This window comes from Pseudomonas lactucae, from assembly GCF_016937615.1.
Lineage (GTDB): Bacteria > Pseudomonadota > Gammaproteobacteria > Pseudomonadales > Pseudomonadaceae > Aquipseudomonas > Aquipseudomonas lactucae.
In genome coordinates this window covers 1-22,963 of the sequence record NZ_JAFHKI010000011.1, presented here as the reverse complement: position 1 = coordinate 22,963, position 22,963 = coordinate 1, and the positions used below count along the sequence as shown (strand labels likewise).

Below are 22,963 nucleotides of genomic sequence, written 5' to 3'. Positions count from 1 at the left end.
GTCAGATGCTTTGGCGCAGCCTGGCCAAGTCTCTCAGCGGCGGCGCACCAAATAACCGGCTGTACTCCCGGCTGAACTGCGACGGGCTTTCATACCCCACCCGATACCCGGCCGCCGAGGCTTCGAGCCCTTCGGCAATCATCAGCCTGCGCGCTTCCTGCAAGCGCAACTGCTTCTGATACTGCAGCGGACTCATGGCCGTGATTGCCTTGAAGCGATGGTGCAGGGTCGAGACGCTCAGGTTCACTTCCTTGGCCAGGTCATCGATGCGCAGGGGTTGTTCGTAGTTGCCATTGAGCCACTTGATCGCCTGGCTCACCCGGTGGCTCTGGCTGTTGGCCACGGCAATTTCATACAGACGATAGCCCTGTGGTCCACGCAGCAGGCGGTAGAGAATTTCGCGATTGATCAACGGCGCAAGCATCGCGATGTCTTTGGGCGTATCCAGCAAGCGCGCCAGGCGCAGTACCGCGTCGAGCAGTTGATTGTCGATCCGGTCCACGTACATCCCGCGTGACGTCGGACGCGTGGGCACGCCCATGGGGCCGGCCTCGGCGATCAGCGCTGTGAGCTGCGCCGGGTCGATATTAATGCGCACCGACAGGTTCGGGTCATCCGGCGTGGCATCGATGATCCGCCCGGCCACCGGCATCGCCACCGAGAACACCAAATAGTTGAGCGGGTCATAGGCGAAGATTTCATCGGCCAGGCGCACTTCCTTGCTGCCGTTGGCGAGGATGCACAGCGCGGGCTCCACCAGCACCGGCATGAAATCGCGCGGCGTGTTGTGACGGTTCAGGTACAGCGAGGTGATCGCCGTGCCGTAGGAGCCGTCCTCCCAGGTATGGCGGTGCACGATGCTGGCCAGCTCGGCACGCTGTTTTTCCATCTCGGCATCGAGGGGGGTGGGCTGATGGTCGGGCGACGACATGGCGCGTCCTCTGCTGGCTGCTTTGATGGGGGTCAGCTTAGCGGCGGCGTTTCAAAAAGTGTTAGGTCGATTCTGCACAATCCTTGCCTGATCCTGCGGCCTGTCGTCAATCAGGCAAGCGCAAGGCCTGTCATCTGCCTGAAATACGGCGTTTGCGCGTGGAATAAAACCGCTGGACCAACGTCTTCTCTACGCTTCTCGCAGGATCGTGCAATAAGCCGGCAGGAATTGACTAACCGCGGGTGTACCCGCGCCGTTATCTTTGATCCTGTGGCAACACACCCTCACAGTGCTTGCCGAGCATCACTTCTCAACGGGAGAGTCGAATATGTCCACCCCCATTCCCGCGAGCCATATGGCCTTTATCCGCGCCCGCACCGGGTGCAGCACCGAGCTGGGTGCACGCTTGAGCAGTTTGATCGAACCGGGCCGCCAGGCTCAGGGTTGCCTGCAGTTCTCATTGCAGCATTCCCAGGTTGACCCCGACGTGTGGCTGGTCTCGGGCTTTTGGAGCAGCGAGCAGGCGATGAGCGACTACTTCAATTCTCCGGCGCTGATGATCTTCACCGAGCTGTTGAATGACGGCGTGCTGCGCAGCATGGACTTCCAGACCTTCACCGATGCATCCGCCGCGCACGCCTACGGCGAGTACCTGCAACTCGCTGGTTGAACCGGTTTAGAATGGCCGCCTTTCCATTGGCCAGGACCTGCAACATGGCACGTAAACAATTTGCCCACCACGAAGCCGTTTCCGCCGTCGTACCGGGAGAAGGAGGCTACAGCGCCGCCGTTGCCGTCAAGGCACTGGATGGCATGGGCGCACCGCGGTTTCACAAGATCCTGGAGGGGCAGAGGTTCAAGACGGCTTCGGATGCGGATGATGCGGCGACTGTGCAGCTTGAGCGCCTGATTGATGTGGATCAAGATGGTCAGCTGACTTGGGCACCCGCCTCCCACAACTGATCGCATTCCAATCAGGGTTTGGTGGCGCCTGGGCGGTACATCTTGAACAGCGCCTCCGGCCCCAACTGGAAGTAATCTGCCGGCCCACCGCCACGCAAGATCGGCTCGGCGGCGGCAGTGTCGTACACCCCATCCTTGAGCAACCACTTGGCAATGTGCACCGCGACCACCTCGCCCAGCACCAGCCAGCTCGGCACCAACCCCTTGTCGGCGCGTTGCAACTGGATGATCTGCGTCACCTTGCATTCGAACGCCACCGGGCTTTCGCCCACGCGTGGTACGCCAACGATTTTTGAAGCCACCGGCGTCAGGCCGGACAGCTCGAACTCATTCACCTGCGGCGAGACCGCCGCGCAGCTCTGGTTCATCTGCTCGGCCAACGGTCGGGTGGCCAGGTTCCACACGAATTCGCCGGTCTGTTCGATGTTATTGAGGCTGTCTTTGCGCCCGACACTGGAGAACCCAATGATCGGTGGAATGTAGTTGAACGCGTTGAAGAAACTATAGGGCGCCAGGTTCAGGCGGCCTTCACGGTCGTGTGACGAAATCCAGCCGATCGGCCGTGGGCCGACGATGGCATTGAACGGGTCATGGGGCAGGCCGTGGCCGTTGGCGGGTTCGTAGAAATGGATATCGTCGGACATGGCCTGTTCTGCTCTCGGTTTCGGGGCAATCATCATACCCAATGTGGGAGGGAGCAAGCCCCTCCCACAGGTTTACCGGGTCAGACGTTTAGTCCGTGGTGATGCGAGAGTGCTTACGGGTGTCCTTCATGGTTGCATAGACCGCCAGCGACACCGCGATACACGCAGTCACATACCAGTAGTACCCGGTTTCCATGCCGATGCTCTTGAACCACAGGGCGATGTATTCAGCGGTGCCGCCGAAGATCGACACGGTCAGCGCATACGGCAGACCCACGCCCAGGGCGCGGATTTCGGTGGGGAACAACTCGGCCTTCACCACGGCGTTGATCGAGGTGTAGCCGCTGACGATGATCAGCGCCGCCATGATCAGGAAGAACGCGCCCCACCAGCTTTGGATCGTGTGCAGCGTGGTGAGGATCGGCACGGTGAACAGGGTGCCGAGGATACCGAAGGCGATCAGGATCGGACGACGGCCGACCTTGTCCGACAGCCCGCCGATGATCGGTTGCAGGCACATGAACAGAAACAGTGTCGCCGCCGAGATGGTGGTGGAGTCGGAAATGCTCATGCCGACGGTGTTCACCAGGTACTTCTGCATGTAGGTGGTGTAGGTGTAGAACGCCAGGGTACCGCCCATGGTCAGGCCGACCACGGTCATCAGTTCCTTGGGGTGGCGCATCAAGGTGCGCATCGCGCTTTCCTTGGCTTTTTCCTTCTTGGTGAACGACTCGGTTTCTTCCATGCCACGACGCAGGTACAGGGCGACCACGGCACACAGGGCGCCGATGGCGAACGGGATACGCCAGCCCCAGGCATACAGCTGTTCGGTGGTGAGGACCTGTTGCAGCACGATCAGCACGGCCAACGCGATGAGCTGGCCGGAGATCAGGGTCACGTACTGGAAGCTGGAATAGAAACCACGCCGTTCCTTGGTCGCCATTTCGCTGAGGTAGGTGGCGGAGGTACCGTATTCGCCGCCGACTGAAAGTCCCTGCAGCAGACGGGCAAACACCAGCAGGATGGGCGCTCCGATACCAATGATTTCATAGCCTGGGCTCAGGGCGATCAGCAGCGAGCCGAAGCACATCAGGTAGACCGAGGCCATCAGGGCTTTTTTACGCCCGACTTTGTCGGCATACAGGCCCATCAGCCAGCCACCGATCGGGCGCATCAGGAAACCCACGGCGAAGATCGCGGCGGTGTTGAGCAGTTGAGCGGTGGTATCGCCTTTGGGGAAGAAGGCTTTGGCGAAGTACAGCGAGAAGGCGGCGTAGACGTACCAGTCGTACCACTCGACCATGTTGCCGACCGATCCGCTGAAGATCGATTTGATGCGGCTGGACGTGGTGCGTTCTTTTGCCGACGCGGCCGCCGAGCCCAGAGGCAGGGAGTTGGAGTTATCCATCGAAGGATCCTTCATCTAGTTGTTTTTATGGAGCGGCGCGAACGCTGCCTGGCTGGGGCTATAGCAGGAGCTGTGCCAGGTGGATGAAGGCCCGGTATAGAGGGGGAGGCGGATTTTTTTGAGCGGAATGTCGCTGATGTTTTTGCAGTAGTGAGCGGAAATCCGCTCATTCATCCTTGAGAAACATGTCCCGTGCGAGGCCATGGCGCTGCATCTTTTCATTGAAGGTTCGACGAGGCAGTTGCAGCTCCGCCAACACCGCTTTGACATCGCCCTTATGCCGGGTCAATGCAGCTTTCAGGCAATGGGCCTCAAAGGCTTCCTGCTGCGCGGCGAGGGATTGCCCGGCTTCGATGCCTTCCGGTTCCGGCTCACCCAGCCCCAGCACTTGGCGTTCGGCGACATTGGCCAGCTCCCGCACATTACCCGGCCAGTCGTGGCTGAGCAGGCGCCCCAGCTGTGCGCCGCTCAGGGGCTCGACGCTGCGGCCCAGGCGTTCGGCGGCGCTGTGCGCAAAGTGATCGAACAGCAGTGGAATATCTTCACGGCGCTCGCGCAGCGGTGGCAGGCGCAGTTGTGCGACATTCAGGCGATAGGCCAGGTCTTCGCGAAAGCGCCCGGCGCGAGCTTCTTCCAGTAAGTCCGGCTTGGTGGCGGCGATGATGCGCAAATCCACGTGGATGCTCTGGTTGGAGCCCAAACGCTCCAGTTTTTGCTCCTGCAGCACCCGCAGCAGTTTCACTTGCTGGGCCAGCGGCATGCTTTCGATTTCATCCAGGAACAACGTACCGCCGTGGGCGTATTCCAATTTGCCGATGCGTTTGCCTTGGGCGCCGGTGAACGCACCGCTTTCGTGGCCGAACAGCTCGGCTTCGAAGAGTTGCTCGGGGATCGCCGCGCAGTTGAGCGCTACGAACGGTTTTTTCGCCCGTGGGCCGAAATCATGCAGGCAGCGGGCGACCAGCTCCTTGCCGCTGCCGGTTTCGCCACGGATCAGCACGTTGACCGGCAAGCTCGCCAGGTCGAGCACTTGGCGGCGCAGGTTCTGCAAGCTTCGAGATACGCCAAGCAGGCTGGATTCGAGCTGCGCGCGGTGACCGGCCTGTTGATGCAGGCGGCGGTTTTCGAGGATCAACCCGCGTTTATCCAAGGCGCGGCGCAGGCTATTGAGCAGGGCATCGGGGCTGAAGGGTTTTTCGAGGAAGTCATAGGCCCCGTCGCGCATCGCCTCGACGGCCATCGGCACGTCGCCATGGCCGGTGAGCAGGATCACCGGCAAGTCGGTGTCGCGACGCTGCACCTCGGCCAGCAGCTCCAGGCCGCTGAGCCCCGGCATGCGTACGTCGCTCAGGATCACTCCGGGAAAGTCCCTGGGCAATTGCGCCAGGCATTCTTCGGCACGGCTGAACAGCTGCACATCAAATCCCGACAGGCTCAACCACTGCTCGACGGCCGTGCGAATGCTGGCTTCGTCATCGACCACAATCACCGCGTTCAACATAGGTCCGGCGTCTCCAGTGCGATGGGCAGGGTCAGCGTGAACACCGCGCCGTCGCCGTGGTTACCGGCGAGCAGGCGTCCGCCCAGTTCGTGCACGATAGCGTAGGACACCGCCAGCCCCAAGCCGAGGCCGTCGCCCACCGGCTTGGTGGTGAAGAATGGGTCGAACACGTTGTTCAGGTGTTCTTCGGCAATTCCGCCGCCGCTGTCGCTGACGCTCAAGACCCACAGCTGCTGGTCGGCATGCAAGCGGATTTCCAGGCGTTTACGCGGCTTGTCGGCCATGGCGTCGAGGGCGTTGCGCAGCAGGTTGATCAGCACCTGTTCCAGGCGGATCGCGTCGCCGCGTACCCAGGCCGGGCGGGTCAGGTCCAGCATCACGCCGATGGCTTCATCACGCAGGCGCGCGTCGAGCAAGTGCAGGGACTGGTCGACCACGGTGGCTAGGTCCAGGCGTTCGCGCAGGCCGCTGGGGCTTTTGCGCGCAAAGGTCTTGAGGTGGCCGGTGAGCGCGGCCATGCGTGTGAGCATGTCGTCCAGCGGTGTGAGGGCCTTGTAGGCGTCTTCCACGCGGCCGTGGTCCAGCAACAGTCGCAGCGTGGCCAGTTGCATGCGCTGTGCGGTCAGTGGTTGATTGATTTCATGGGCGAGGGCAGCGGACATTTGCCCCAGCGCGGCCAGCTTGGCCGATTGCACCAAACCATCCTGGGCGGTGCGCAGGGCCTGGGTGCGTTCTTCGACCAATTGCTCCAGCTCCTCGCGGCTGCGCTGGCGCAAGCGGGCCAGGCGCCAGCGTTGGCTCAGGAACAGCGCCAGGAACACCAGCGCCAGCCAGGAACCCGCGGCGGCAAGGCCGGCGTTGCGTTGGTCTTCGAAGGCGAACTGAGGTTTGCGCAGCAGGTGCAGGGTCCAGCCTTCGGCCTTCAGTGGCAGGGATTCCCAGATGTAATTGGCGTTGCCGTCGGGGCCGTTGATGCGCATCAAATGGCTGTTTTCGTCGAAGCGTTGCAACGTCTGGGTGTCCAACGGCTGCAGTTGTTTCTTGTCATATTGGCGCGTGGCCTTGAGTTCGGCCAGGTCGCTGTCCGATAACGGGCGCAGGTTGCGATAGCGCCAGCCCGGTTGATTGGCGATGAACACGATGCCGCGCGCGTCGCTGACCAGCAGCAGGTCATTGCCCTGGGCCCATTCGCGTTCAAGCTCGGGGAATTCCAGTTTCACCACCACGGCACCGAGGAACTGTTCGTGTTCGTCGAGCACTGCGCTGGAGAGGAAGTACCCTGGAATCCCAGTGGTCACCCCCACTGCATAAAAGCGTCCGGTGCCCTGGCTCTTGGTCTGGATGAAATAGGGGCGAAACCCATAGTTATGGCCCACATAGCTGCTCGGCAACGCCCAGTTGCTGGCGGCCACGGCCAGACCGTTACGGTCCATCAACTCCAGGGTAGAGGATTGGGCGGCACCGTTGATGCGTTCGAGTTTGCGGTTGAGTGTGTCCTGCGTGGCAGCATCCACCGGACCTTTCAGCGCGCTGATCATTTCCGAGTCCAGCGCCAGCACGGCGGGCAGGGCGCGGTAACGTTCGATCAGGGTATGCAGGGAATTGGCGTACAGCGCCAGCTGTTGATTGGCACGGGCGGCGTCGTCCACCAGCGCCTCGCGCTCGGCATGGCGCATGGCCAATGCCGCGGCGAGCACCGCACCGGCGATGATGAGCAGGGAGTAGAAGGTCAGGCGCAGGGGGCGAGGAATCGCGATCATACGGATATGAACAGCTGCAATAAGGGAAGGCACCATACCATGCGCCATAAAAAAGGCGACTGGGCCTTGGGGCCGCAGTCGCCTGTATCCTTGCAGGAAAAGTGCTTACTGCACCTCTACCGCCAGGCTTTCACTGATCTTTTTCTGCCAGATGGCAGGACCGGTGATGTGGACGGATTCACCCTGGCTGTCCACCGCGACGGTGACCGGCATGTCTTTGACGTCGAACTCGTAGATCGCTTCCATGCCCAGTTCGGCGAAGGCGACAACGCGCGACTTCTTGATGGCTTGCGCCACCAGGTAAGCGGCGCCGCCCACGGCCATCAGGTACACCGCCTTGTTGTCCTTGATCGCTTCGATCGCGGTCGGGCCGCGTTCGGATTTGCCGATCATACCCAACAGGCCGGTCTGCTCGAGGATCTGACGGGTGAACTTGTCCATCCGCGTCGCGGTGGTCGGGCCAGCCGGGCCAACCACTTCTTCGCGCACCGGATCCACCGGGCCGACGTAGTAGATGAAGCGCCCCTTGAGGTCCACCGGCAGGCTTTCGCCCTTGTTCAGCATCTCGACCATGCGCTTGTGCGCCGCGTCGCGACCGGTGAGCATCTTGCCGTTGAGCAGCACGGTTTCGCCCGGCTTCCAGCTTTGCACGTCTTGCGGGGTCAGGGTGTCTAGGTTGACACGGCGGGCCGATGGGCCGGCCTCCCAGACGATTTCCGGGTAAGCGTCCAGCGGTGGCGCTTCCAGCGACGCCGGGCCTGAACCGTCGAGCACGAAGTGCGCGTGACGGGTGGCGGCGCAGTTAGGGATCATGCACACCGGCAACGAGGCGGCGTGGGTCGGATAGTCCATGATCTTCACGTCGAGCACGGTGGTCAGACCACCCAGGCCCTGGGCGCCGATGCCCAGTTGGTTGACCTTCTCGAACAGCTCCAGGCGCATCTCTTCGATACGGTTGGACGGGCCGCGCTTGATCAGCTCGTGGATGTCGATGGATTCCATCAACACTTCCTTGGCCATCACCGCGGCTTTCTCGGCGGTGCCGCCGATGCCGATGCCGAGCATGCCCGGTGGGCACCAGCCGGCGCCCATGGTCGGAACGGTCTTGAGCACCCAGTCGACGATCGAGTCGGACGGGTTGAGCATGGCCATCTTCGATTTGTTCTCGGAACCACCGCCCTTGGCGGCCACGTCCACTTCCACGGTATTACCCGGAACGATGGAGTAGTGGATCACGGCCGGGGTGTTGTCCTTGGTGTTCTTGCGCGCGCTGCCGGGTCGGCGAGGATCGAAGCGCGCAGCACGTTTTCCGGCAGGTTGTAGGCGCGACGCACGCCTTCGTTGATCATGTCGTCCAGGCCCATGGTGGCGCCATCCCAACGCACGTCCATGCCCACGCGCACGAACACGGTGACGATACCGGTGTCCTGGCAGATCGGGCGATGGCCTGTGGCGCACATGCGCGAGTTGATCAGGATCTGGGCCATGGAGTCACGGGCTGCCGGCGACTCTTCGCGCAGGTAGGCTTCGTGCATCGCCTGGATGAAGTCAACGGGGTGGTAGTAGGAAATGAATTGCAGGGCGTCGGCAACGCTCTGAATCAGGTCGTCTTGCTTGATCACGGTCATGAGTCGCGCTCCTCTATAAGGGAACATTCAATAAAGGTGGCTTCAGTGAAGTGCATCGGTCGGCTGAAGCCACCTTTCCAAGGCGCGTCGCCAAGAAGAGCAGGTATTGTTGGCGCGACGCTAAAAAGGCGCGGCAGTATAACCCGGCGCGGTGGCCGATACACCCGACTATGGTCAAACTCTGCCGGGCATGATTCCCTGTGCGGGCCTTTTTGATTCGAGAGTCTCCATGCCTGAACTGCACGTCGGCGAACGCCACTGGTCGGTATCCACCGGCAGCAACCTGTTGGACGCCTTGAACCAGGCGGGTGTGGCCGTGCCCTACAGTTGCCGGGCGGGCAGTTGCCATGCCTGTCTGGTGCGTTGCCTGGGTGAGGTGGAGGACGCGCGGCCCGATGCCCTGAGCCCGGCGCAACGCCAGGATGGCTGGCGCCTGGCGTGCCAGTGCCAGGTGACGGGGGATGTGCGGGTTGAAGCGTTTGACCCGCTGCGTGAGGGTTTGCCGGCCCAGGTGGTGGGGGCCGATTGGCTGAACGCGACGGTGTTGCGCCTGCGCCTGCAACCGGAGCGTGGTTTGCGCTATCGGGCCGGTCAGCATCTGGTGCTGTGGGCGGGCAGGTGGCGCGGCCGTATTCCCTGGCGAGCCTGCCCCAGGAGGATGCTTTTCTGGAGGTTCATATCGATTGCCGACTGCCCGGTGAATTCTGCGATATAGCCCGACAGATGCAGGTCGGCGACCCTCTGCGCCTGGGCGAATTGCGTGGCGGTGCGCTGCAATACGACCCCGACTGGCAATCCCGGCCGCTCTGGCTGCTGGCGACCGGCACCGGCCTGGGGCCGTTGTGGGGCGTGCTGCGTGAGGCGTTGCGCCAGGATCATCAGGGCGCCATCCGCGTCATTCACCTGGCCCACGATGTCGATGGCCATTACCTGGCCGAACCCTTGGCGGCGCTGGCCGTCAGCCATCCCAACCTTACGGTGGAATTGTGGACCGCAGCGCAGTTGCCCCAGGCATTGGCGCAACTGCGGGTGGTTTCGCGGCAAACGCTGGCCTTGCTCTGCGGGCATCCTGCCAGCGTCGAAGCCTTTTCCAAGCGCCTGTTCCTGGCGGGGCTGCCGCGCAATCAACTGCTGGCCGATGTGTTCCTGCCCCGAGGCATTTGAAATGCAAAAAGCCCTGCCATTCTCATGGCAGGGCTTTTATTTTTCAGCGTTTCACTCAGACCTGCGGGTCGCCCACGTGCAGGATCTTCATGCCATTGGTGCCACCGGTGGTGTGGTAGCTGTCGCCCTTGGTCAGGATGACCCAGTCGCCTTTCTCTACGACGCCGCGTTTAACCAATTCATCGATAGCCTTCTGGCTGACTTCGTTCGGTGCCAGCGAAGCCGGATCGAACGGAATGGTGTACACGCCACGGAACATCGCCGCGCGGGCCTGGGCTTCGCGGTGAGGCGTGAACGCGTAGATCGGCACCGACGAACGGATGCGCGACATGATCAACGGCGTGTAGCCACTTTCGGTCAGGGCGATGATCGCTTTGACGCCCGGGAAGTGGTTGGCGGTGTACATGGCGGCCAGGGCGATGCTCTGGTCGCAGCTTTCGAACTCTTTGCCGATACGGTGACTGGAGGTCTTGCTGGTCGGGTGCTTCTCGGCGCCGAGGCAGATACGCGCCATGGCCTGTACGGCTTCCAGCGGATACGGGCCCGCGGCGCTTTCTGCCGAGAGCATCACGGCGTCGGTGTAGTCGAGCACGGCGTTGGCCACGTCGGATACTTCGGCGCGGGTGGGCATCGGGTTCTGGATCATCGACTCCATCATCTGGGTCGCCACGATCACCGCTTTGTTGTGACGGCGTGCGTGCAGAATGATCTTTTTCTGGATACCGATCAGCTCGGCGTCGCCGATTTCCACGCCCAGGTCACCACGGGCAACCATCACCGCGTCGGAGGCCTTGATCAGGCCGTCGAGGGTTTCGTCATTGGCCACGGCTTCGGCGCGCTCGATCTTCGCCACCAGCCAGGCGGTACCGCCGGCTTCGTCGCGTAGTTTGCGGGCGTATTCCATGTCGGCGGCGTCGCGTGGGAAGGACACGGCGAGGTAGTCCACTTCCATTTCGGCGGCGAGCTTGATGTCGGCCTTGTCTTTTTCGGTCAGGGCCGGCGCCGTCAGGCCACCACCGCGACGGTTGATGCCTTTGTGGTCGGACAGCGGGCCGCCGATGATCACGGTGCAGATCAGCTCGGTGCCGGTGGCGGTGTCGACGCGCATGACCACACGGCCATCATCGAGCAGCAGTTCGTCACCGACGCCACAATCCTTGACCAGGTCCGGGTAGTCGATACCCACGACTTGCTGGTTGCCTTCGGTCAGCGGGTGGCTGGTGGAGAAGGTGAAGGTGTCACCGATCTTCAGCTCGATCCGCTTGTTGGCAAATTTGGCGATACGGATTTTCGGGCCTTGCAGGTCACCCAGCAGTGCGACGAAGCGGCCATGCTTGGCAGCCAGGTCACGCACCAGTTTGGCGCGAGCCTTGTGCTCGTCCGGGGTGCCGTGGGAGAAGTTCAGACGGGCAACGTCCAAACCAGCCAGAATCAGCTGTTCGAGGACTTCCGGCGAGTTGCTGGCCGGGCCAAGTGTGGCGACGATTTTGGTACGACGGACGGACATGCACAGACTCCTGAGTTCAAGCGCTGGGGAAGGCTACTATGCTCTTTCGTTGTAGTCATTGTTCGTTTGCACTACTTATTGACGATTGAGTTGTTTCGCGGCGGCTGAAAAAAACGAACGTCCTTGAAGATTTTCGACGAGGGGTCGATATATTGCACAAGACAGGAGAACCCTCATGCGAATTTTGCTTATTGCCGCCCTGGCCGTCAGTGCGGTCGGCTGTACCCGCTGGTCGATGGACCATCATTTGAACAACGCCTATCGTGCCTACAAGGTCGGGGATTGTGAGCGCGTCACCCTGGAGTTGTCCCAGGTGGACCGTGAAAGCCGCAGCCGCCGCTACGTGCAACCGGAAGTTTCGATGCTGCGCGGGCAATGTCTCGAACGGCAGAAACTCTTCGTCGATGCGGTGCAGACCTACCAGTTCATCATCAATCAGTACCCGTCGAGCGAGTACGCCTACCGTGCCCGTGCGAGACTGGATACCCTGCAACAGCTGGGACATTATGGCGGGGCAAGCGTCGCTCAGCCGCGCCCGGCCTCTTTATGAGTGCATTCGTCATTTTATGACTGGCCCGTTGCCAGTCTTGGGCTATTCTTCGAATATTAGTTTGTACAAGTTTCTATTTGAAAGAATGCAAGGCCCGGATTCGGCAGATGTCTGATGGCAAAACGTAGTGCGTAGCCACACCGAGATCCAGGGAGAGCGAGCATATGCTCGTTCCGAATCACTGGCACGGCCGAATTCATGGCCATTGGATGGCGATCTCAGCATGTTTACCGACCGACGGATCGAGCGGCATCAACTCACTTTTTTCCTGCAAGTGTTTAATCGTATCACCGACAAGCCCATCGGCTTTTTGGGCAACGTTTCGCAGGACGGGCTGATGTTGATCAGCCAGTTGCCGATGATGGTGGGTGTTAACTTCGAGCTGCGCTTGAAGCTTCCCGAAGCTGACGGAAGTTTTCATCCGATCGATATCACCGCGAGCTGTCTGTGGAGCCGTGAAGATATCAATCCCCAGCACTACGACTCAGGGTTCAGTGTGCTTGAGGCGTCCGAAGAATATAAGCAACTGATCAGCGCGTTGCAGCATTACTTCAGCTTTGATCCTTTGCAGGCCTTGTCTGAATAACGCGGGATTCGCCCTGCCGTGGCCGGGGGCGGTTTCTTTACAATACCCCGGCTTTTTTCCATCCCAGGTAGCGTGTGACCAGCGCCGCGCCCATGTCTGACGGCAAGGTATCCAATACCGACAATCCGTGAGCGGCCAGGCGGTCATGCAGTTCATCCCGCGCATTGAGGTAATCGACTGTGCCGCTGTAGGCCAGGGCTTCGGGCAGGGTTTGCACGGGGGCCTGGCGCAGTTGATCGAGTACTTCCTCGCGCAGGCTGGCGACCATCACCCTATGGTGTCGGCTGATGCGCTTGACCGCGGTCAGCAGCGCTTCGTCGTCCTCATCACGCAGGTTGGTCACCACAATCACCAATGCCGACGTTTTTGTCGGGCCAACAGTTGGCTTGCGGCGGCTTGGTAGTCGGCCGTTCGGCGCGTGGTGTCCAGGTCGTAGACCGTGTTGAGCAACACGTTCAATTGGCTGCTGCCCTTGACCGGCGCCAGATAGCGCGGCTCGTCGGCGGCAAAGGTGCACAGCCCTACGGCATCACCCTGACGCAAGGCGACATAGCTGAGCAGCAGGCAGGCGTTGAGGGCATGATCAAAATGCGACAGCTCGTCATCCTGGCTGCGCATGCGTCGGCCGCAATCAAGCATGAACACGATCTGTTGGTCGCGTTCATCCTGATATTCACGGGCAATGGGTGTGCGTTGCCGCGCGGTGGCTTTCCAGTCGATTTGCCGCAGGCTATCGCCCTCGCGAAACTCGCGCAGTTGATGAAACTCCAGCCCAAGCCCCCGCCGTTGGCGTTGACGTACCCCAAGCTGGCTCAACCAGTTATCCACACCCAGCAGTTGAGCACCGTATAGGCGGGCGAAATCCGGGTAGACGCGGGTGGCATCCTTGACCTCGACCACGCGCCTTGCCGACCACAACCCCAATGGGCTGGGCAGGTGGATTTCGCAGCGGCTGAAATCGAAATGCCCACGTCGCAAGGGTCGCAGACGATAGCCTAGCTCACTGCGTTCACCGGGACGCAGTTGGATGGACTGCGGCATGCTCTCTACGCTCAGCCCGTCCGGAACGTGATCGAACACCTGCACCGTCACTGGCTGTGGGGAAGTGTGCTCCACCGCAAGACGCACTTCGCCCCAGCGCCCCAGTGCCAGGCTGCCCGGCAACTGCCGATGCACCTGCGGGGATGCACGACGGCGCAGCCGCAGGGCGTCCAGCAGGGCGAGCAGCAACAGTGCCAGGAGCAAGCCCCACACCACCGAGTGCAAGGTATCGGGCACCTTGAACTGCAAGGCTTCGGCAGCGCCCAGCAGAATGCTCAAGCCCAGCAGCACACCCAGCCAGATCAACAGCAAGCGGGTCGGTTTCATGGGCGTGTCATTGCCGAGGCGCCGGAATCTGATCCAGCATCTGCTTGAGTACCTGATCGACCTCCAGCCCATCGATGTCCAGCTCCGGCGCGATACGTACGCGATGGCGCAGTACCGCCAGGGCACACCCCTTGATATCGTCCGGGGTAACAAATGCGCCACCGCGCAACAACGAGCGGGCGCGGGCGCCGCGTACCAGGTCGATGGACGCGCGTGGTCCGGCGCCGATGGCCAGTCCTGGCCAGCTGCGGGTAGCTCGCGCCAGACGCACGGCGTAGTCGAGCACGTGTTCATCCAGGGCCAGCGCACTGGCGACCTGTTGCAGTTGCAGCACGTCCTCGGCCTGCAGCACGGTGCGCAGCGGCTGCACATCCAGCATGTCGGCGCGTGATGAACGCGTCACTTCGCGCACCATTTCCAGCTCCTGTCGGGCATCGGGATAATCCATGCGCACCTTGAGCATGAAACGGTCCAGTTCCGCTTCGGGCAGAGGGTAGGTGCCTTCCTGCTCGATGGGGTTCTGGGTGGCCAGTACCATGAAGGGTTGATCGATGGGCAGCGCCTCGCCTTCGAGGGTGACTTGCCGTTCCTGCATGGCTTCCAGCAGAGCCGCCTGGGTCTTGGCCGGCGCCCGGTTGATTTCGTCGGCCAGCAACAGGTGAGTGAATACCGGCCCTTTGCGCAACTTGAACTGTTCCGAGTGCAGGTCATACACGGCATGGCCGGTCACATCGCTGGGCATCAGGTCCGGGGTGAACTGGATGCGCGCGAAGTCTCCGTCGAAGCAGCGGGCCAGGGCACGCACCAGCAGGGTCTTGCCCAGTCCGGGCACACCTTCGAGCAATACATGGCCGCCGGCGATCAGTGCGGTGAGTACATCATCAATCACCAGGTCCTGCCCGATCACCGCCTTGCGCAACTCAACGCGCAAGGCCTGCGCCTGCTGGGTGGCGCGTTGCAAGTTGTCGTCGGTCAAAGCGGTAGCGCTGGGAAAATCACTCATAAGGCATTCCTGAGGGTTTGCAGGCACGCCACCTGTCGGCTGAAGTCGGCGCTGGACAGCCGCTTTTCCGGGAGTGGGCCGAGGGCCTGGCTGATGATATGAGAGGGTTGGTGCGTCAGGTGTTCAAGCACGCGCCACTGTTCTGTATTGTCGAGGTGCTCAAAACCGGGGTGGCGGCGTCGCGCGGCGCGCTGGATATCATGTTGCAGCGCCTGCAACAGCGTGCCTTGGCCGTTGCGTCGCAGCAGGAAGTCGGCGCTGGCTTTCAAGTGCTCCTGCAACTGCCTACGAGCCCTGGGGGCGGGTGCCTGGATCGGGCCCTGCCGCATGCTTGCGTGCCAGAGCGCCAGAGCGATCAGGGCTATGAGCGCGACCAGTGCCTGGGGGAAATAACGTACCAGCAGGGTGAGAAGATCGTCGACGTCGCTGTTGAACAGCAAGGTCACCGCGGTCCCCTGGTTCAGGTACCACAGCAGCCAGGCATTATCGTGTTTGCCGATGTCCGGTGTTTTCCACAAGTCACTGTCGGTGATCACGGTGACGCGACCTTTCCCGACCTCGAGTTGCATCAGATGGCTCGACTGGGCGCTATTGGCCGAAAACTGTGCCAGGTGCCCTGGGTCTATGAGGTTGAAGTCGGTGTCAAAGCTGAAATAGGCCGGGGCGGTTTCGTTGTCGACATAGAGTTTGGTCAGGTCGCGCGTTCTTTTTACGCGCCGGGACGGGTTCTTCGGGTTCGTCACTCAAGGCTTGGTGGATATTCAGGCGATCGAGCAGCAAGTCACCACTCTTGCCGGTTTCCTCGTCCCATAGCGCCTCTGCCACCACTAACAGGTGGCCGCCGGATTTGGCCCAGTCCAGCAGTTGGCCTACCTGACGTGGCGACAGGTTGCTTCGTTCGCCCAGCAGCAAAAGGCTATTGCCCTTGGATGCAAGGGTGTCCAGGCGGGCAAGGCTATTGGCATGCTCCACGACCAGGCCTTGCTGGCGCAGGAAGTGCTCGGCCGCGAGGTAAGGGTTGGCCAGCGCTTGGGGCGCTGGGCCTCGGTCGACCACGACGTCGTAAGGAATCGCTTTGCGCCAGGCATAAAAGCCGCCCGCTCCGAGCAGGCACGCCAGTATTAACAGTACCCACAGCAATGGCCGGTTCATTGAGTGCGCCTCGAACTGAACAGCGTGCGCCAATCGCTGCATAGTTTTTGTTGGGCGGAGGCGGGAGGGAGGTGGTGGCCATAAGCAAGGTTTTGCCAGTGTCGGGTCAGTTCATCACTGAAGGCCAGCAATGGCGGTAGCTGCAGTTGGTGCACGCGTTCCAGTACCTGCCCCTCGGTATCGGCGCTTTTAAGCGGCACGTTGTAATCATGCAATAAGCGGCTGAGCAGGCCGCGGTACAAAAGACCAAGGGCTTCCCGTGGTTGGGTGGCCCAGAGGTGTTCCGCTGCGCTGGCGATATCCAGGGGCAAGGTTTCTGTGCCCAGTTCCAGGCCGAAGAGTTGCGCAGGTACCTGCCGGGCCTGTTCAGGCTTGCGTGGCCCTCGTCGACTGACAAACGTGCGCAGCCAATCGCGATAGCGCCACACCAGCAGGGCGATGCCGCCCACCAGTAGACTCCACAGCACGACTTCCAGGCCGCGTGCGACGTGTTTGAAGGCATCGCTGTTGAGGTTGTCCAGCAGTGATTGAAGCCAGGCCGGTAGCTTTCCGTCACTGTGGACCTTGTTTTTTTTCGCCGTGGTTTTTTGTTCTTCGCCGAACCGGTAGCGGGTAACGGTTTCCGGATTTTTAAAGGGCGGCTTTTCCAGCAATGACTTGATCGATTGTCTCGCGTCCTGGGGGCTCAGGGGTTTGGTTTCAGCTGCCATTGCGGGCGCTACGAATGGCTGCAGCGTCAACCCGATCACCAGCAATAAAAGCGCCACTGCGCTGCTCAGGCGCTGGCGCAGGTGTCGGAATACCAGCTCCAGATCCCATGCCTCGAGTACGGTGCGGCGATTGAGATAGAGGCTGAAACCGCAGGCGACATAGATGGGCTCCCAAAACACCAGGATCAAGGCGTAGAACGCATTGCTAAGGTGTGACAGCCAAAGCACTTCGGCATTCGCCGCCAGCGCCAGACGTTGCCAGTCCCAATCCAGTTCAAGTTGCTGTGGAATGAGCAGATAGAACAGCGCCATGCAGCCAAACCAGAGCCCGCTTTCCAGATGCACGCCGACGATCGTCAGCCAGCGTGCGGCCCCCGCGTTACGTTGTTGCAACACGCCCAGGCGTTTTTGACGCGCCTCGCCGTCCAGCCCCTCAAGCTGGCTGACCGGCATTACGAAGCTGCGGCTGAGGCTCAGTCGCCGCCAGGTCAAGCTGGCCAGTAGTTGGCCTTTAAGCAGACGTGGCCACTGGCGCACGGCCTGCTTGAGGCTGGGTGTTTCACCGAACAGCGCCTTGGAGAGGATATACAGGGGCAAGCGATCGAATGCCGGTTTGAACCACCAGAACAGGAACATGACCATGGAGGGATACTTCCACAACAGCGCGGTGAGCAAGGCAAGCACCGGCAAGGTCACCAGCGCCCAACTGCCCATCAGCAGCACGCGATATTCACGGGCCATCAGTACGCCCAGGTCCATGGCTTCCCAGGCAGTGCGCGGTCTGATCACTACGCTCGCATCACTCAGGCGCATGGAGCGTCCGTCCGGCAAGGGTCAGGTAGGCGCCCACCAGTATCCACAGTGCGGCACCTACCAGGTATTTGACCCAGGGAGCGATCTGTGTGGTGGAAGACCAATAGGCTTCGATAAACGCTGCGATCAGCAGGAACAGCATGACACCGCATAGCAATTGCACACTTTTATGGGCGGCGAGCCGCAGGGATTCAGCTCGCGTCAACTGCCCCGGTGCGATCAGCGCCCAGCCTAGTTGCAGACCGGCGGCGCCCGCGAGGGCAATGGCCGTCAGCTCAAAGGCACCATGACCGATGACAAATGACCAGAAGGTCTGTCCGTAGCCGATTTCGGTCAGGTGCCCGGAGACCGCGCCGATGATCAGCCCGTTGAAGATCAGGAAGAACACACTGCCCAGGCCAAATAGTAAACCGGCCGCGAACGTTTGGAAGGCGATGCCGATGTTATGCATCACGTAGTAGCCGAACATCATCCAGTCTTCGCTCGATGCGCGTTCGGCGGCGCGGCCCAGGCGACTGGCATCGGGGTCGTACATGGCCTGCATTTCGGCGACCTGCGAAGGGCTGACGATGCTGTAGATCAGGTCGGGAAACAGGTAGACCAGCAGGGCTATCCCCAGCAGGCTGCCAAAGAACAGCAGGCTGGCGGCCAATACGAAAAGATACTGCTCGCGCACCAGTCGTGGGAAACCTGCCAGCAGGAAGCTCAGCACGTTCGCCGCCAATTGGCCACGATGTCGATACAGTTGTTGGTGGCCGCGCAGTGCCAGTTGTTGCAGCGGGTCAATCAGATAACTGCTATAGCCGCGCTCCTGGGCCAGGGCCAGGTGCTGGCACAACCGCCGGTATTGATGCGGGAAGTCTGCACTGTCACTGGCCTTGGCCTTGCCTTGTTCCAGCTGCTGGAGCTGTTCGGCAAAGGCTTGCCATTGCGGTTGGTGGCGACTTTCGAAAAGGCTTTGTTTCATGTCGGCCCCAACAGGCCACGGGCCACGCCATTGAGCTGTTCCACGGCGCGTGCCGGTGAAACCTGCAAGGGGGTCGCCAGGATCGAGGCCAACTCGTGCGTGCGCTCGGCAGACAGTTCGCCCTGGCGTTCGGCGAAGGCCAGGATCGCCCGCTGCTCGCTCAGTTCCAGGGCAAAAGGCAGTCGCAGGGCTTTGGCTTGAGGCACTTGCGGGCGCGCCAGCGGGAGCTCGCGGTAGACCACGAGGGTACCTGCCGCGAGGTCGCCAAGGCGTTTGAAGTGAGGATGCTGCAAGCAACTGATTGAGCCGAGGAAGTAGCCGAAAGGCAGCATGTCGACAAACCGCAGCAGGTTGCGGATGAGCGATGCGGACCAGCCGATGGGCGTGCCGTCGTCCTGTACCACGCGCAACCCCATGACCTGTTTGCCCGGCGAGCAGCCTTGATTGAGCACCTCGAACAGCACCATGTACCACCAGCTGACCAGGAACAACAGCAACGAGCCCAGGCCTATGCCAATGTTGCCGAGTAATGCCAAGGGCACCAGCAGGACGCCCATGAGCACGCCGCGCGCGCCCAGGTCGAAGGTAAAGGCCAACGCGCGTGGAACCAGGCCGGCCGGGCGCAGTGGCAGGTCGATGCCCTCCGGGGTTTCGATCTGGTAGCGGGTGTCCAATGGGGCTGATGGCATCGCGATCCTTGGCAGTGCAGAGCGGCTGGGAGATACGGATGCTATCAGTGTCGGCGGTGGAATCAATCACTCAAGTTTTTTGCTGGATGTTTGTACAGCTGAATTGAGGCTGGCCCCTGATGCTGTTCAGCGCCTAGACTCTGTCGATCTTCAGTACAGGAACAGCCCGTGACCTCCATTTTCTGGTACGACTATGAAACCACCGGCATCAACCCGCGCAATGATCGTCCGCTTCAGGTAGCCGGAATTCGTACCGATCTCGAACTCAACGAGGTCGGCCCCGCGGTCAATCTTTATTGCCGTCCCAGCGACGATATCCTGCCCCACCCCGCCGCGTGTGCGATCACCGGCATCACGCCCGGCATACTCGAAGAAAAGGGCCTGGCCGAGGCCGATTTCATGACCCGGGTTCATACCGAGCTGGCTGCCCCGGGGACGTGCGGTGCCGGCTATAACACCTTGCGATTTGACGATGAGATGACGCGCTACAGCCTGTATCGCAATTTTTTCGACCCCTATGCGCGGGAGTGGCAGGGCGGGAACAGCCGGTGGGACTTGATTGACGTGGTGCGTACCGCCTATGCCCTGCGTCCGGAAGGCATCGAATGGCCGCAGCAGGACGGGCGCGTGACGCTCAAGCTTGAGCGCCTGACTGCCGCGAACGCCATCGACCATGGCCAAGCCCACGATGCGTTGTCCGACGTGCGCGCCACGATCGCCCTGGCCCGGCTGGTTCGCGAGAAACAACCCAGGCTCTACGACTGGTTGTTTCAACTGCGCAGCAAACAACGGGTGATGGATCAGGTGCGCCTGCTGCAACCGATGGTACATATCTCCGGACGTTTTTCCGCCGAGCGTCATTACCTGGGCGTGGTGCTGCCCCTGGCCTGGCACCCGCGCAACCGCAATGCGCTGATTGTCTGCGACCTTGGGCTCGACCCTCAGGGGCTGCTGGACGTCGATGCCGAAACCCTGCGTCAGCGCCTCTATACCCGTCGTGATGACCTGGCCGAAGGGGAGCTGCCGGTGCCGCTCAAGTTGGTGCATGTCAACCGTTGCCCGGTGGTGGCGCCCTTGAGCGTGTTGCGGGCAGAAGACCGTGAACGCCTCCAATTGGACATGGCTATTTATCAGGCGCGAGCACTGCGGCTAACTGACGCACAGGAACTTTGGCGCGATAAATTGGCGGCCATTTATGCGCAGGAAGAATTTGCCGCGAATGCGGACCCGGAACAGCAGCTCTACGATGGTTTTATCGGTGATCGCGATCGGCGCTTATGCGAACAAGTCCGAATGGCTGAGCCATCGCAGTTAGCTCGCGCGCAGTGGCCCTTTGATGATCAGCGCCTGCCTGAATTATTATTTCGCTACCGCGCGCGTAACTTCCCCGATACGTTGGACAGCGAGGAGCAACAACGTTGGAAACTTTTCTGTCAGCAACGTTTGTCAGACCCTGAGTGGGGCGCGCCGAATACCCTTGAGGCATTTAAACAGGCCCGGCTGGAGTTGGCGTTTAGTGCGACGCCGTTTCAGCAGCAGGTGTTGGGGCAGTGGCAGGAATATGCCGATTCTTTGGCGGCACGTTTGAATCTCTAATCAGGCCTGCAGAATAGACAGGCAATAAAAAACGCCAGCAAGCTGGCGTTTTTAATATGTTGCGTATCCGCGTCGGCTTAGCCCAGCAGGGTAGCCCAGCCTTCAACCACGTCACCGCCCCACTTGGCTTTCCACTCTTTCAGGGTTTTGTGGTTGCCACCCTTGGTTTCAATCACTTCACCGTTGTGCGGGTTCTTGTACTGCTTGACCTTGCGAGCACGCTTGGTGCCGGTAGTTTTCACGGCGCCACGAGGTGCTTTAACTTTCGACTCTGGATCCAGCAGCGCAATGATGTCGCGCAGGGACTTGGAGTATTCACCCATGAGGGTGCGCAATTTGCCTTCGAATTCCAGCTCGGTTTTCAGTTTGTCGTCTTGGGACAGGTTCTTCAAACGGGCTTGCAGCTCTTTGATAGCTTCTTCGGTTGCACGGTATTCGTTGATCAGGGACATGTGGACTACCTTATGGAGAGCGCTGATTGGACAGTGAACGTCGGCTAATAATAGTCAGGCAGTTTCCTCAAGTAAACATTTAAGGCCGCATTTATGTGAATTAGGTTGAATGTTTGTGGCAAATCCCTGCGCCCTCGTTAATTACAACGGTGTAGAACGAAACATAATCTCGCGGGAAATCACCACACGCCTGGAAGGACACAGTAGCGTCATATAAAGGCGGTAAAACCCTGGGCGATTAAGGGGCAATGCACGCGTCCCCGATCAGAATAAGCGCGAACGAATACTGCAGTTTTCCTGCGCAATCGCTAGAATGGCGGCCTTTGCGAAGTTCTGGAGTTTTCCCCTAATGCGCACTTTTCGGCTGGTGATCGCTTGCCCGGACCGGGTCGGCATCGTTGCCAAGGTCAGTAACTTTCTGGCCTCCCATAACGGTTGGATCACCGAAGCGAGCCATCACTCGGACAATCTGAGTGGCTGGTTCTTTATGCGTCACGAAATTCGTGCCGACACGTTGCCCTTTGGTCTTGAGGCCTTCCGCGAGGCGTTTGCGCCGATTGCCGAAGAGTTTTCGATGACCTGGCACATCACTGACACCGAGCAGAAAAAACGTGTGGTATTGATGGCCAGCCGCGAATCCCACTGCCTGGCTGACTTGCTGCACCGCTGGCACAGCGATGAGTTGGACTGCGAGATCGCCTGCGTCATCTCCAACCATGACGACCTGCGCAGCATGGTCGAGTGGCACGGCATTCCTTACTACCACATACCGGTCAACCCGCAGGACAAGGAGCCGGCCTTCGCCGAGGTGTCCCGTCTGGTCAAGCAACATGAAGCCGATGTGGTCGTACTGGCGCGCTACATGCAGATCCTGCCTCCGCAATTGTGCCGCGAATACGCGGGCAAGGTGATCAACATTCACCACAGCTTCCTGCCGTCGTTCGTGGGCGCCAAGCCTTATCACCAGGCGTCCCTGCGTGGCGTCAAGCTGATCGGCGCGACCTGCCACTACGTGACCGAGGAGCTGGACGCCGGCCCGATCATCGAGCAGGACGTGGTACGTGTCAGCCATAGCGACAGTATCGAAGACATGGTGCGTTTCGGCCGTGACGTCGAAAAAATGGTGCTGGCCCGTGGCCTGCGCTACCACCTGGAAGATCGCGTACTGGTGCATGGCAACAAGACAGTAGTGTTCTGACCGACACCTGTTGAACAATCAAGGGCCTGGGCGTTAAATCGCTTCAGGCCCTTTTTTGTTTCACTGCATGGCAGGACCGCGCAATGACCGACCCTCTCGATAAAGCCACCGCCAAGGCGCCCGCGACGTTGGGGGAAGGGTGCTTGAGCCGTTATGACCCGGATGCACTGGATGCCGAGGACGGTACCGAGTTTCCGGGCGCCGCCCAATTGTGGGAGCAATTGCAGGAGACGGACAACCCTCCAAGCGCATAGGTATCTACACAAACGCTTGCTCTTGCTCCTAGGTTGTTGCTCTGGCTCTGGCTCTGGCTCTTTGATTTTGATCTTAGGCGCCCCCGTCAAACACGCTGGCCGGAATTCGATATTTGATT

Annotated in this window: 18 protein-coding genes and 4 pseudogenes; 8 read left to right on the top strand and 14 right to left on the bottom strand. The window is 60.7% G+C overall.

The window, feature by feature from the left end:
• Position 1: 1 nt before the first annotated feature.
• Entirely contained in the window at positions 2 to 931 is a 930-nt protein-coding gene (locus JWR98_RS02415) for an AraC family transcriptional regulator (RefSeq protein WP_003175851.1), read from the bottom strand.
• 328 nt (positions 932 to 1,259) lie between these two features.
• Between JWR98_RS02415 and JWR98_RS02410 the strand changes: the two genes are divergently transcribed.
• Positions 1,260 to 1,601, top strand: coding sequence for an antibiotic biosynthesis monooxygenase family protein (locus JWR98_RS02410; protein WP_078734504.1), 342 nt, complete (start codon positions 1,260 to 1,262; stop codon positions 1,599 to 1,601).
• Positions 1,602 to 1,645: 44 nt separating this feature from the next.
• The gene (locus JWR98_RS02405) at positions 1,646 to 1,894 is read left to right on the top strand and encodes a hypothetical protein (protein ID WP_078734503.1); all 249 of its coding nucleotides are present in this window, start codon (positions 1,646 to 1,648) and stop codon (positions 1,892 to 1,894) included.
• An 11-nt stretch (positions 1,895 to 1,905) separates the two neighbouring features.
• On the opposite strand, the gene JWR98_RS02400 is transcribed toward JWR98_RS02405, so the two are convergent.
• From JWR98_RS02400 to JWR98_RS02380, 5 genes and pseudogenes are all read right to left on the bottom strand, one after another.
• On the bottom strand, positions 1,906 to 2,538 hold the full coding sequence (locus JWR98_RS02400) for a flavin reductase family protein (RefSeq protein ID WP_078825906.1): 633 nt from the start codon (positions 2,536 to 2,538) through the stop codon (positions 1,906 to 1,908).
• 88 nt (positions 2,539 to 2,626) lie between these two features.
• Positions 2,627 to 3,946 (bottom strand): MFS transporter, encoded by a 1,320-nt coding sequence (locus tag JWR98_RS02395; RefSeq protein ID WP_078734501.1) that lies wholly within the window; start codon positions 3,944 to 3,946, stop codon positions 2,627 to 2,629.
• Positions 3,947 to 4,112: 166 nt separating this feature from the next.
• Positions 4,113 to 5,447 (bottom strand): sigma-54-dependent transcriptional regulator, encoded by a 1,335-nt coding sequence (locus JWR98_RS02390; protein ID WP_078734500.1) that lies wholly within the window; start codon positions 5,445 to 5,447, stop codon positions 4,113 to 4,115.
• Positions 5,441 to 7,207, bottom strand: a complete 1,767-nt coding sequence (locus JWR98_RS02385) for an ATP-binding protein (RefSeq protein ID WP_078734499.1) — start codon at positions 7,205 to 7,207, stop codon at positions 5,441 to 5,443. Before JWR98_RS02385 ends, JWR98_RS02390 begins: the two co-directional genes overlap by 7 nt.
• A 105-nt stretch (positions 7,208 to 7,312) precedes the next feature.
• A pseudogene (locus tag JWR98_RS02380) lies at positions 7,313 to 8,835 on the bottom strand (fumarate hydratase).
• 229 nt (positions 8,836 to 9,064) lie between these two features.
• Between JWR98_RS02380 and JWR98_RS02375 the strand changes: the two are divergent.
• Positions 9,065 to 9,999 (top strand): annotated as a pseudogene (locus JWR98_RS02375) (iron-sulfur-binding ferredoxin reductase).
• Between the two features lie 55 nt (positions 10,000 to 10,054).
• Here the strand turns inward: JWR98_RS02375 and pyk are convergent.
• The gene (pyk, locus tag JWR98_RS02370) at positions 10,055 to 11,506 is read right to left on the bottom strand and encodes a pyruvate kinase (protein WP_078734496.1); all 1,452 of its coding nucleotides are present in this window, start codon (positions 11,504 to 11,506) and stop codon (positions 10,055 to 10,057) included.
• A 175-nt stretch (positions 11,507 to 11,681) separates the two neighbouring features.
• Here pyk and JWR98_RS02365 point away from each other — a divergent pair, with 175 nt between their 5' ends.
• Together JWR98_RS02365 and JWR98_RS02360 are read left to right on the top strand one after the other, a co-directional pair.
• A complete protein-coding gene (locus tag JWR98_RS02365) occupies positions 11,682 to 12,056 on the top strand; it encodes a tol-pal system YbgF family protein (RefSeq protein WP_078734495.1) in 375 nt (124 codons plus the stop codon).
• Positions 12,057 to 12,279: 223 nt separating this feature from the next.
• Entirely contained in the window at positions 12,280 to 12,642 is a 363-nt protein-coding gene (locus JWR98_RS02360; protein WP_078734494.1) for a PilZ domain-containing protein, read from the top strand.
• 37 nt (positions 12,643 to 12,679) lie between these two features.
• Here JWR98_RS02360 and JWR98_RS02355 read toward each other — a convergent pair.
• From JWR98_RS02355 to JWR98_RS02330, 6 genes and pseudogenes are all read right to left on the bottom strand, one after another.
• Positions 12,680 to 14,010 (bottom strand): annotated as a pseudogene (locus JWR98_RS02355) (DUF58 domain-containing protein).
• Between the two features lie 7 nt (positions 14,011 to 14,017).
• Positions 14,018 to 15,013, bottom strand: coding sequence for an AAA family ATPase (locus JWR98_RS02350; protein ID WP_078734492.1), 996 nt, complete (start codon positions 15,011 to 15,013; stop codon positions 14,018 to 14,020).
• Positions 15,010 to 16,165: pseudogene (locus JWR98_RS02345) on the bottom strand (DUF4350 domain-containing protein). The gene JWR98_RS02350 and the pseudogene JWR98_RS02345 overlap by 4 nt, the downstream one beginning before the upstream one ends.
• Positions 16,162 to 17,688 carry a DUF4129 domain-containing protein gene (locus JWR98_RS02340; protein ID WP_078734490.1) on the bottom strand — a complete coding sequence of 509 codons (1,527 nt, stop codon included), beginning with the start codon at positions 17,686 to 17,688 and terminating at the stop codon, positions 16,162 to 16,164. The pseudogene JWR98_RS02345 and the gene JWR98_RS02340 overlap by 4 nt, the downstream one beginning before the upstream one ends.
• The gene (locus JWR98_RS02335; protein ID WP_205489226.1) at positions 17,675 to 18,655 is read right to left on the bottom strand and encodes a stage II sporulation protein M; all 981 of its coding nucleotides are present in this window, start codon (positions 18,653 to 18,655) and stop codon (positions 17,675 to 17,677) included. Before JWR98_RS02335 ends, JWR98_RS02340 begins: the two co-directional genes overlap by 14 nt.
• Positions 18,652 to 19,344 carry an RDD family protein gene (locus JWR98_RS02330; RefSeq protein ID WP_042945213.1) on the bottom strand — a complete coding sequence of 231 codons (693 nt, stop codon included), beginning with the start codon at positions 19,342 to 19,344 and terminating at the stop codon, positions 18,652 to 18,654. Before JWR98_RS02330 ends, JWR98_RS02335 begins: the two co-directional genes overlap by 4 nt.
• A 168-nt stretch (positions 19,345 to 19,512) precedes the next feature.
• Between JWR98_RS02330 and sbcB the strand changes: the two genes are divergently transcribed.
• A complete protein-coding gene (gene sbcB, locus JWR98_RS02325) occupies positions 19,513 to 20,940 on the top strand; it encodes an exodeoxyribonuclease I (protein ID WP_205489225.1) in 1,428 nt (475 codons plus the stop codon).
• 77 nt (positions 20,941 to 21,017) lie between these two features.
• On the opposite strand, the gene mvaT is transcribed toward sbcB, so the two are convergent.
• On the bottom strand, positions 21,018 to 21,392 hold the full coding sequence (mvaT, locus tag JWR98_RS02320; RefSeq protein ID WP_003175830.1) for a histone-like nucleoid-structuring protein MvaT: 375 nt from the start codon (positions 21,390 to 21,392) through the stop codon (positions 21,018 to 21,020).
• A gap of 349 nt (positions 21,393 to 21,741) precedes the next feature.
• Here mvaT and purU point away from each other — a divergent pair, with 349 nt between their 5' ends.
• Positions 21,742 to 22,590, top strand: a complete 849-nt coding sequence (gene purU / locus JWR98_RS02315) for a formyltetrahydrofolate deformylase (protein WP_078734488.1) — start codon at positions 21,742 to 21,744, stop codon at positions 22,588 to 22,590.
• Between the two features lie 83 nt (positions 22,591 to 22,673).
• Complete coding sequence (locus JWR98_RS02310) at positions 22,674 to 22,844, top strand: hypothetical protein (protein WP_003175826.1); 171 nt, start codon at positions 22,674 to 22,676, stop codon at positions 22,842 to 22,844.
• Positions 22,845 to 22,963: the final 119 nt, after the last annotated feature.

What these genes read in the sequence shown, in the direction of transcription:
- JWR98_RS02335 (WP_205489226.1), bottom strand. Translation starts at nt 18,655, where the DNA reads ATGAAACAAAGCCTTTTCGAAAGTCGCCACCAACCGCAATGGCAAGCC.
- pyk (WP_078734496.1), bottom strand. Translation starts at nt 11,506, where the DNA reads ATGTCCGTCCGTCGTACCAAAATCGTCGCCACACTTGGCCCGGCCAGC.
- JWR98_RS02400 (WP_078825906.1), bottom strand. Translation starts at nt 2,538, where the DNA reads ATGTCCGACGATATCCATTTCTACGAACCCGCCAACGGCCACGGCCTG.
- purU (WP_078734488.1), top strand. Translation starts at nt 21,742, where the DNA reads ATGCGCACTTTTCGGCTGGTGATCGCTTGCCCGGACCGGGTCGGCATC.
- JWR98_RS02350 (WP_078734492.1), bottom strand. Translation starts at nt 15,013, where the DNA reads ATGAGTGATTTTCCCAGCGCTACCGCTTTGACCGACGACAACTTGCAA.
- JWR98_RS02405 (WP_078734503.1), top strand. Translation starts at nt 1,646, where the DNA reads ATGGCACGTAAACAATTTGCCCACCACGAAGCCGTTTCCGCCGTCGTA.
- JWR98_RS02310 (WP_003175826.1), top strand. Translation starts at nt 22,674, where the DNA reads ATGACCGACCCTCTCGATAAAGCCACCGCCAAGGCGCCCGCGACGTTG.
- JWR98_RS02415 (WP_003175851.1), bottom strand. Translation starts at nt 931, where the DNA reads ATGTCGTCGCCCGACCATCAGCCCACCCCCCTCGATGCCGAGATGGAA.
- JWR98_RS02330 (WP_042945213.1), bottom strand. Translation starts at nt 19,344, where the DNA reads ATGCCATCAGCCCCATTGGACACCCGCTACCAGATCGAAACCCCGGAG.
- JWR98_RS02360 (WP_078734494.1), top strand. Translation starts at nt 12,280, where the DNA reads ATGTTTACCGACCGACGGATCGAGCGGCATCAACTCACTTTTTTCCTG.
- JWR98_RS02340 (WP_078734490.1), bottom strand. Translation starts at nt 17,688, where the DNA reads ATGCGCCTGAGTGATGCGAGCGTAGTGATCAGACCGCGCACTGCCTGG.
- mvaT (WP_003175830.1), bottom strand. Translation starts at nt 21,392, where the DNA reads ATGTCCCTGATCAACGAATACCGTGCAACCGAAGAAGCTATCAAAGAG.
- JWR98_RS02385 (WP_078734499.1), bottom strand. Translation starts at nt 7,207, where the DNA reads ATGATCGCGATTCCTCGCCCCCTGCGCCTGACCTTCTACTCCCTGCTC.
- JWR98_RS02365 (WP_078734495.1), top strand. Translation starts at nt 11,682, where the DNA reads ATGCGAATTTTGCTTATTGCCGCCCTGGCCGTCAGTGCGGTCGGCTGT.
- JWR98_RS02410 (WP_078734504.1), top strand. Translation starts at nt 1,260, where the DNA reads ATGTCCACCCCCATTCCCGCGAGCCATATGGCCTTTATCCGCGCCCGC.
- JWR98_RS02395 (WP_078734501.1), bottom strand. Translation starts at nt 3,946, where the DNA reads ATGGATAACTCCAACTCCCTGCCTCTGGGCTCGGCGGCCGCGTCGGCA.
- JWR98_RS02390 (WP_078734500.1), bottom strand. Translation starts at nt 5,447, where the DNA reads ATGTTGAACGCGGTGATTGTGGTCGATGACGAAGCCAGCATTCGCACG.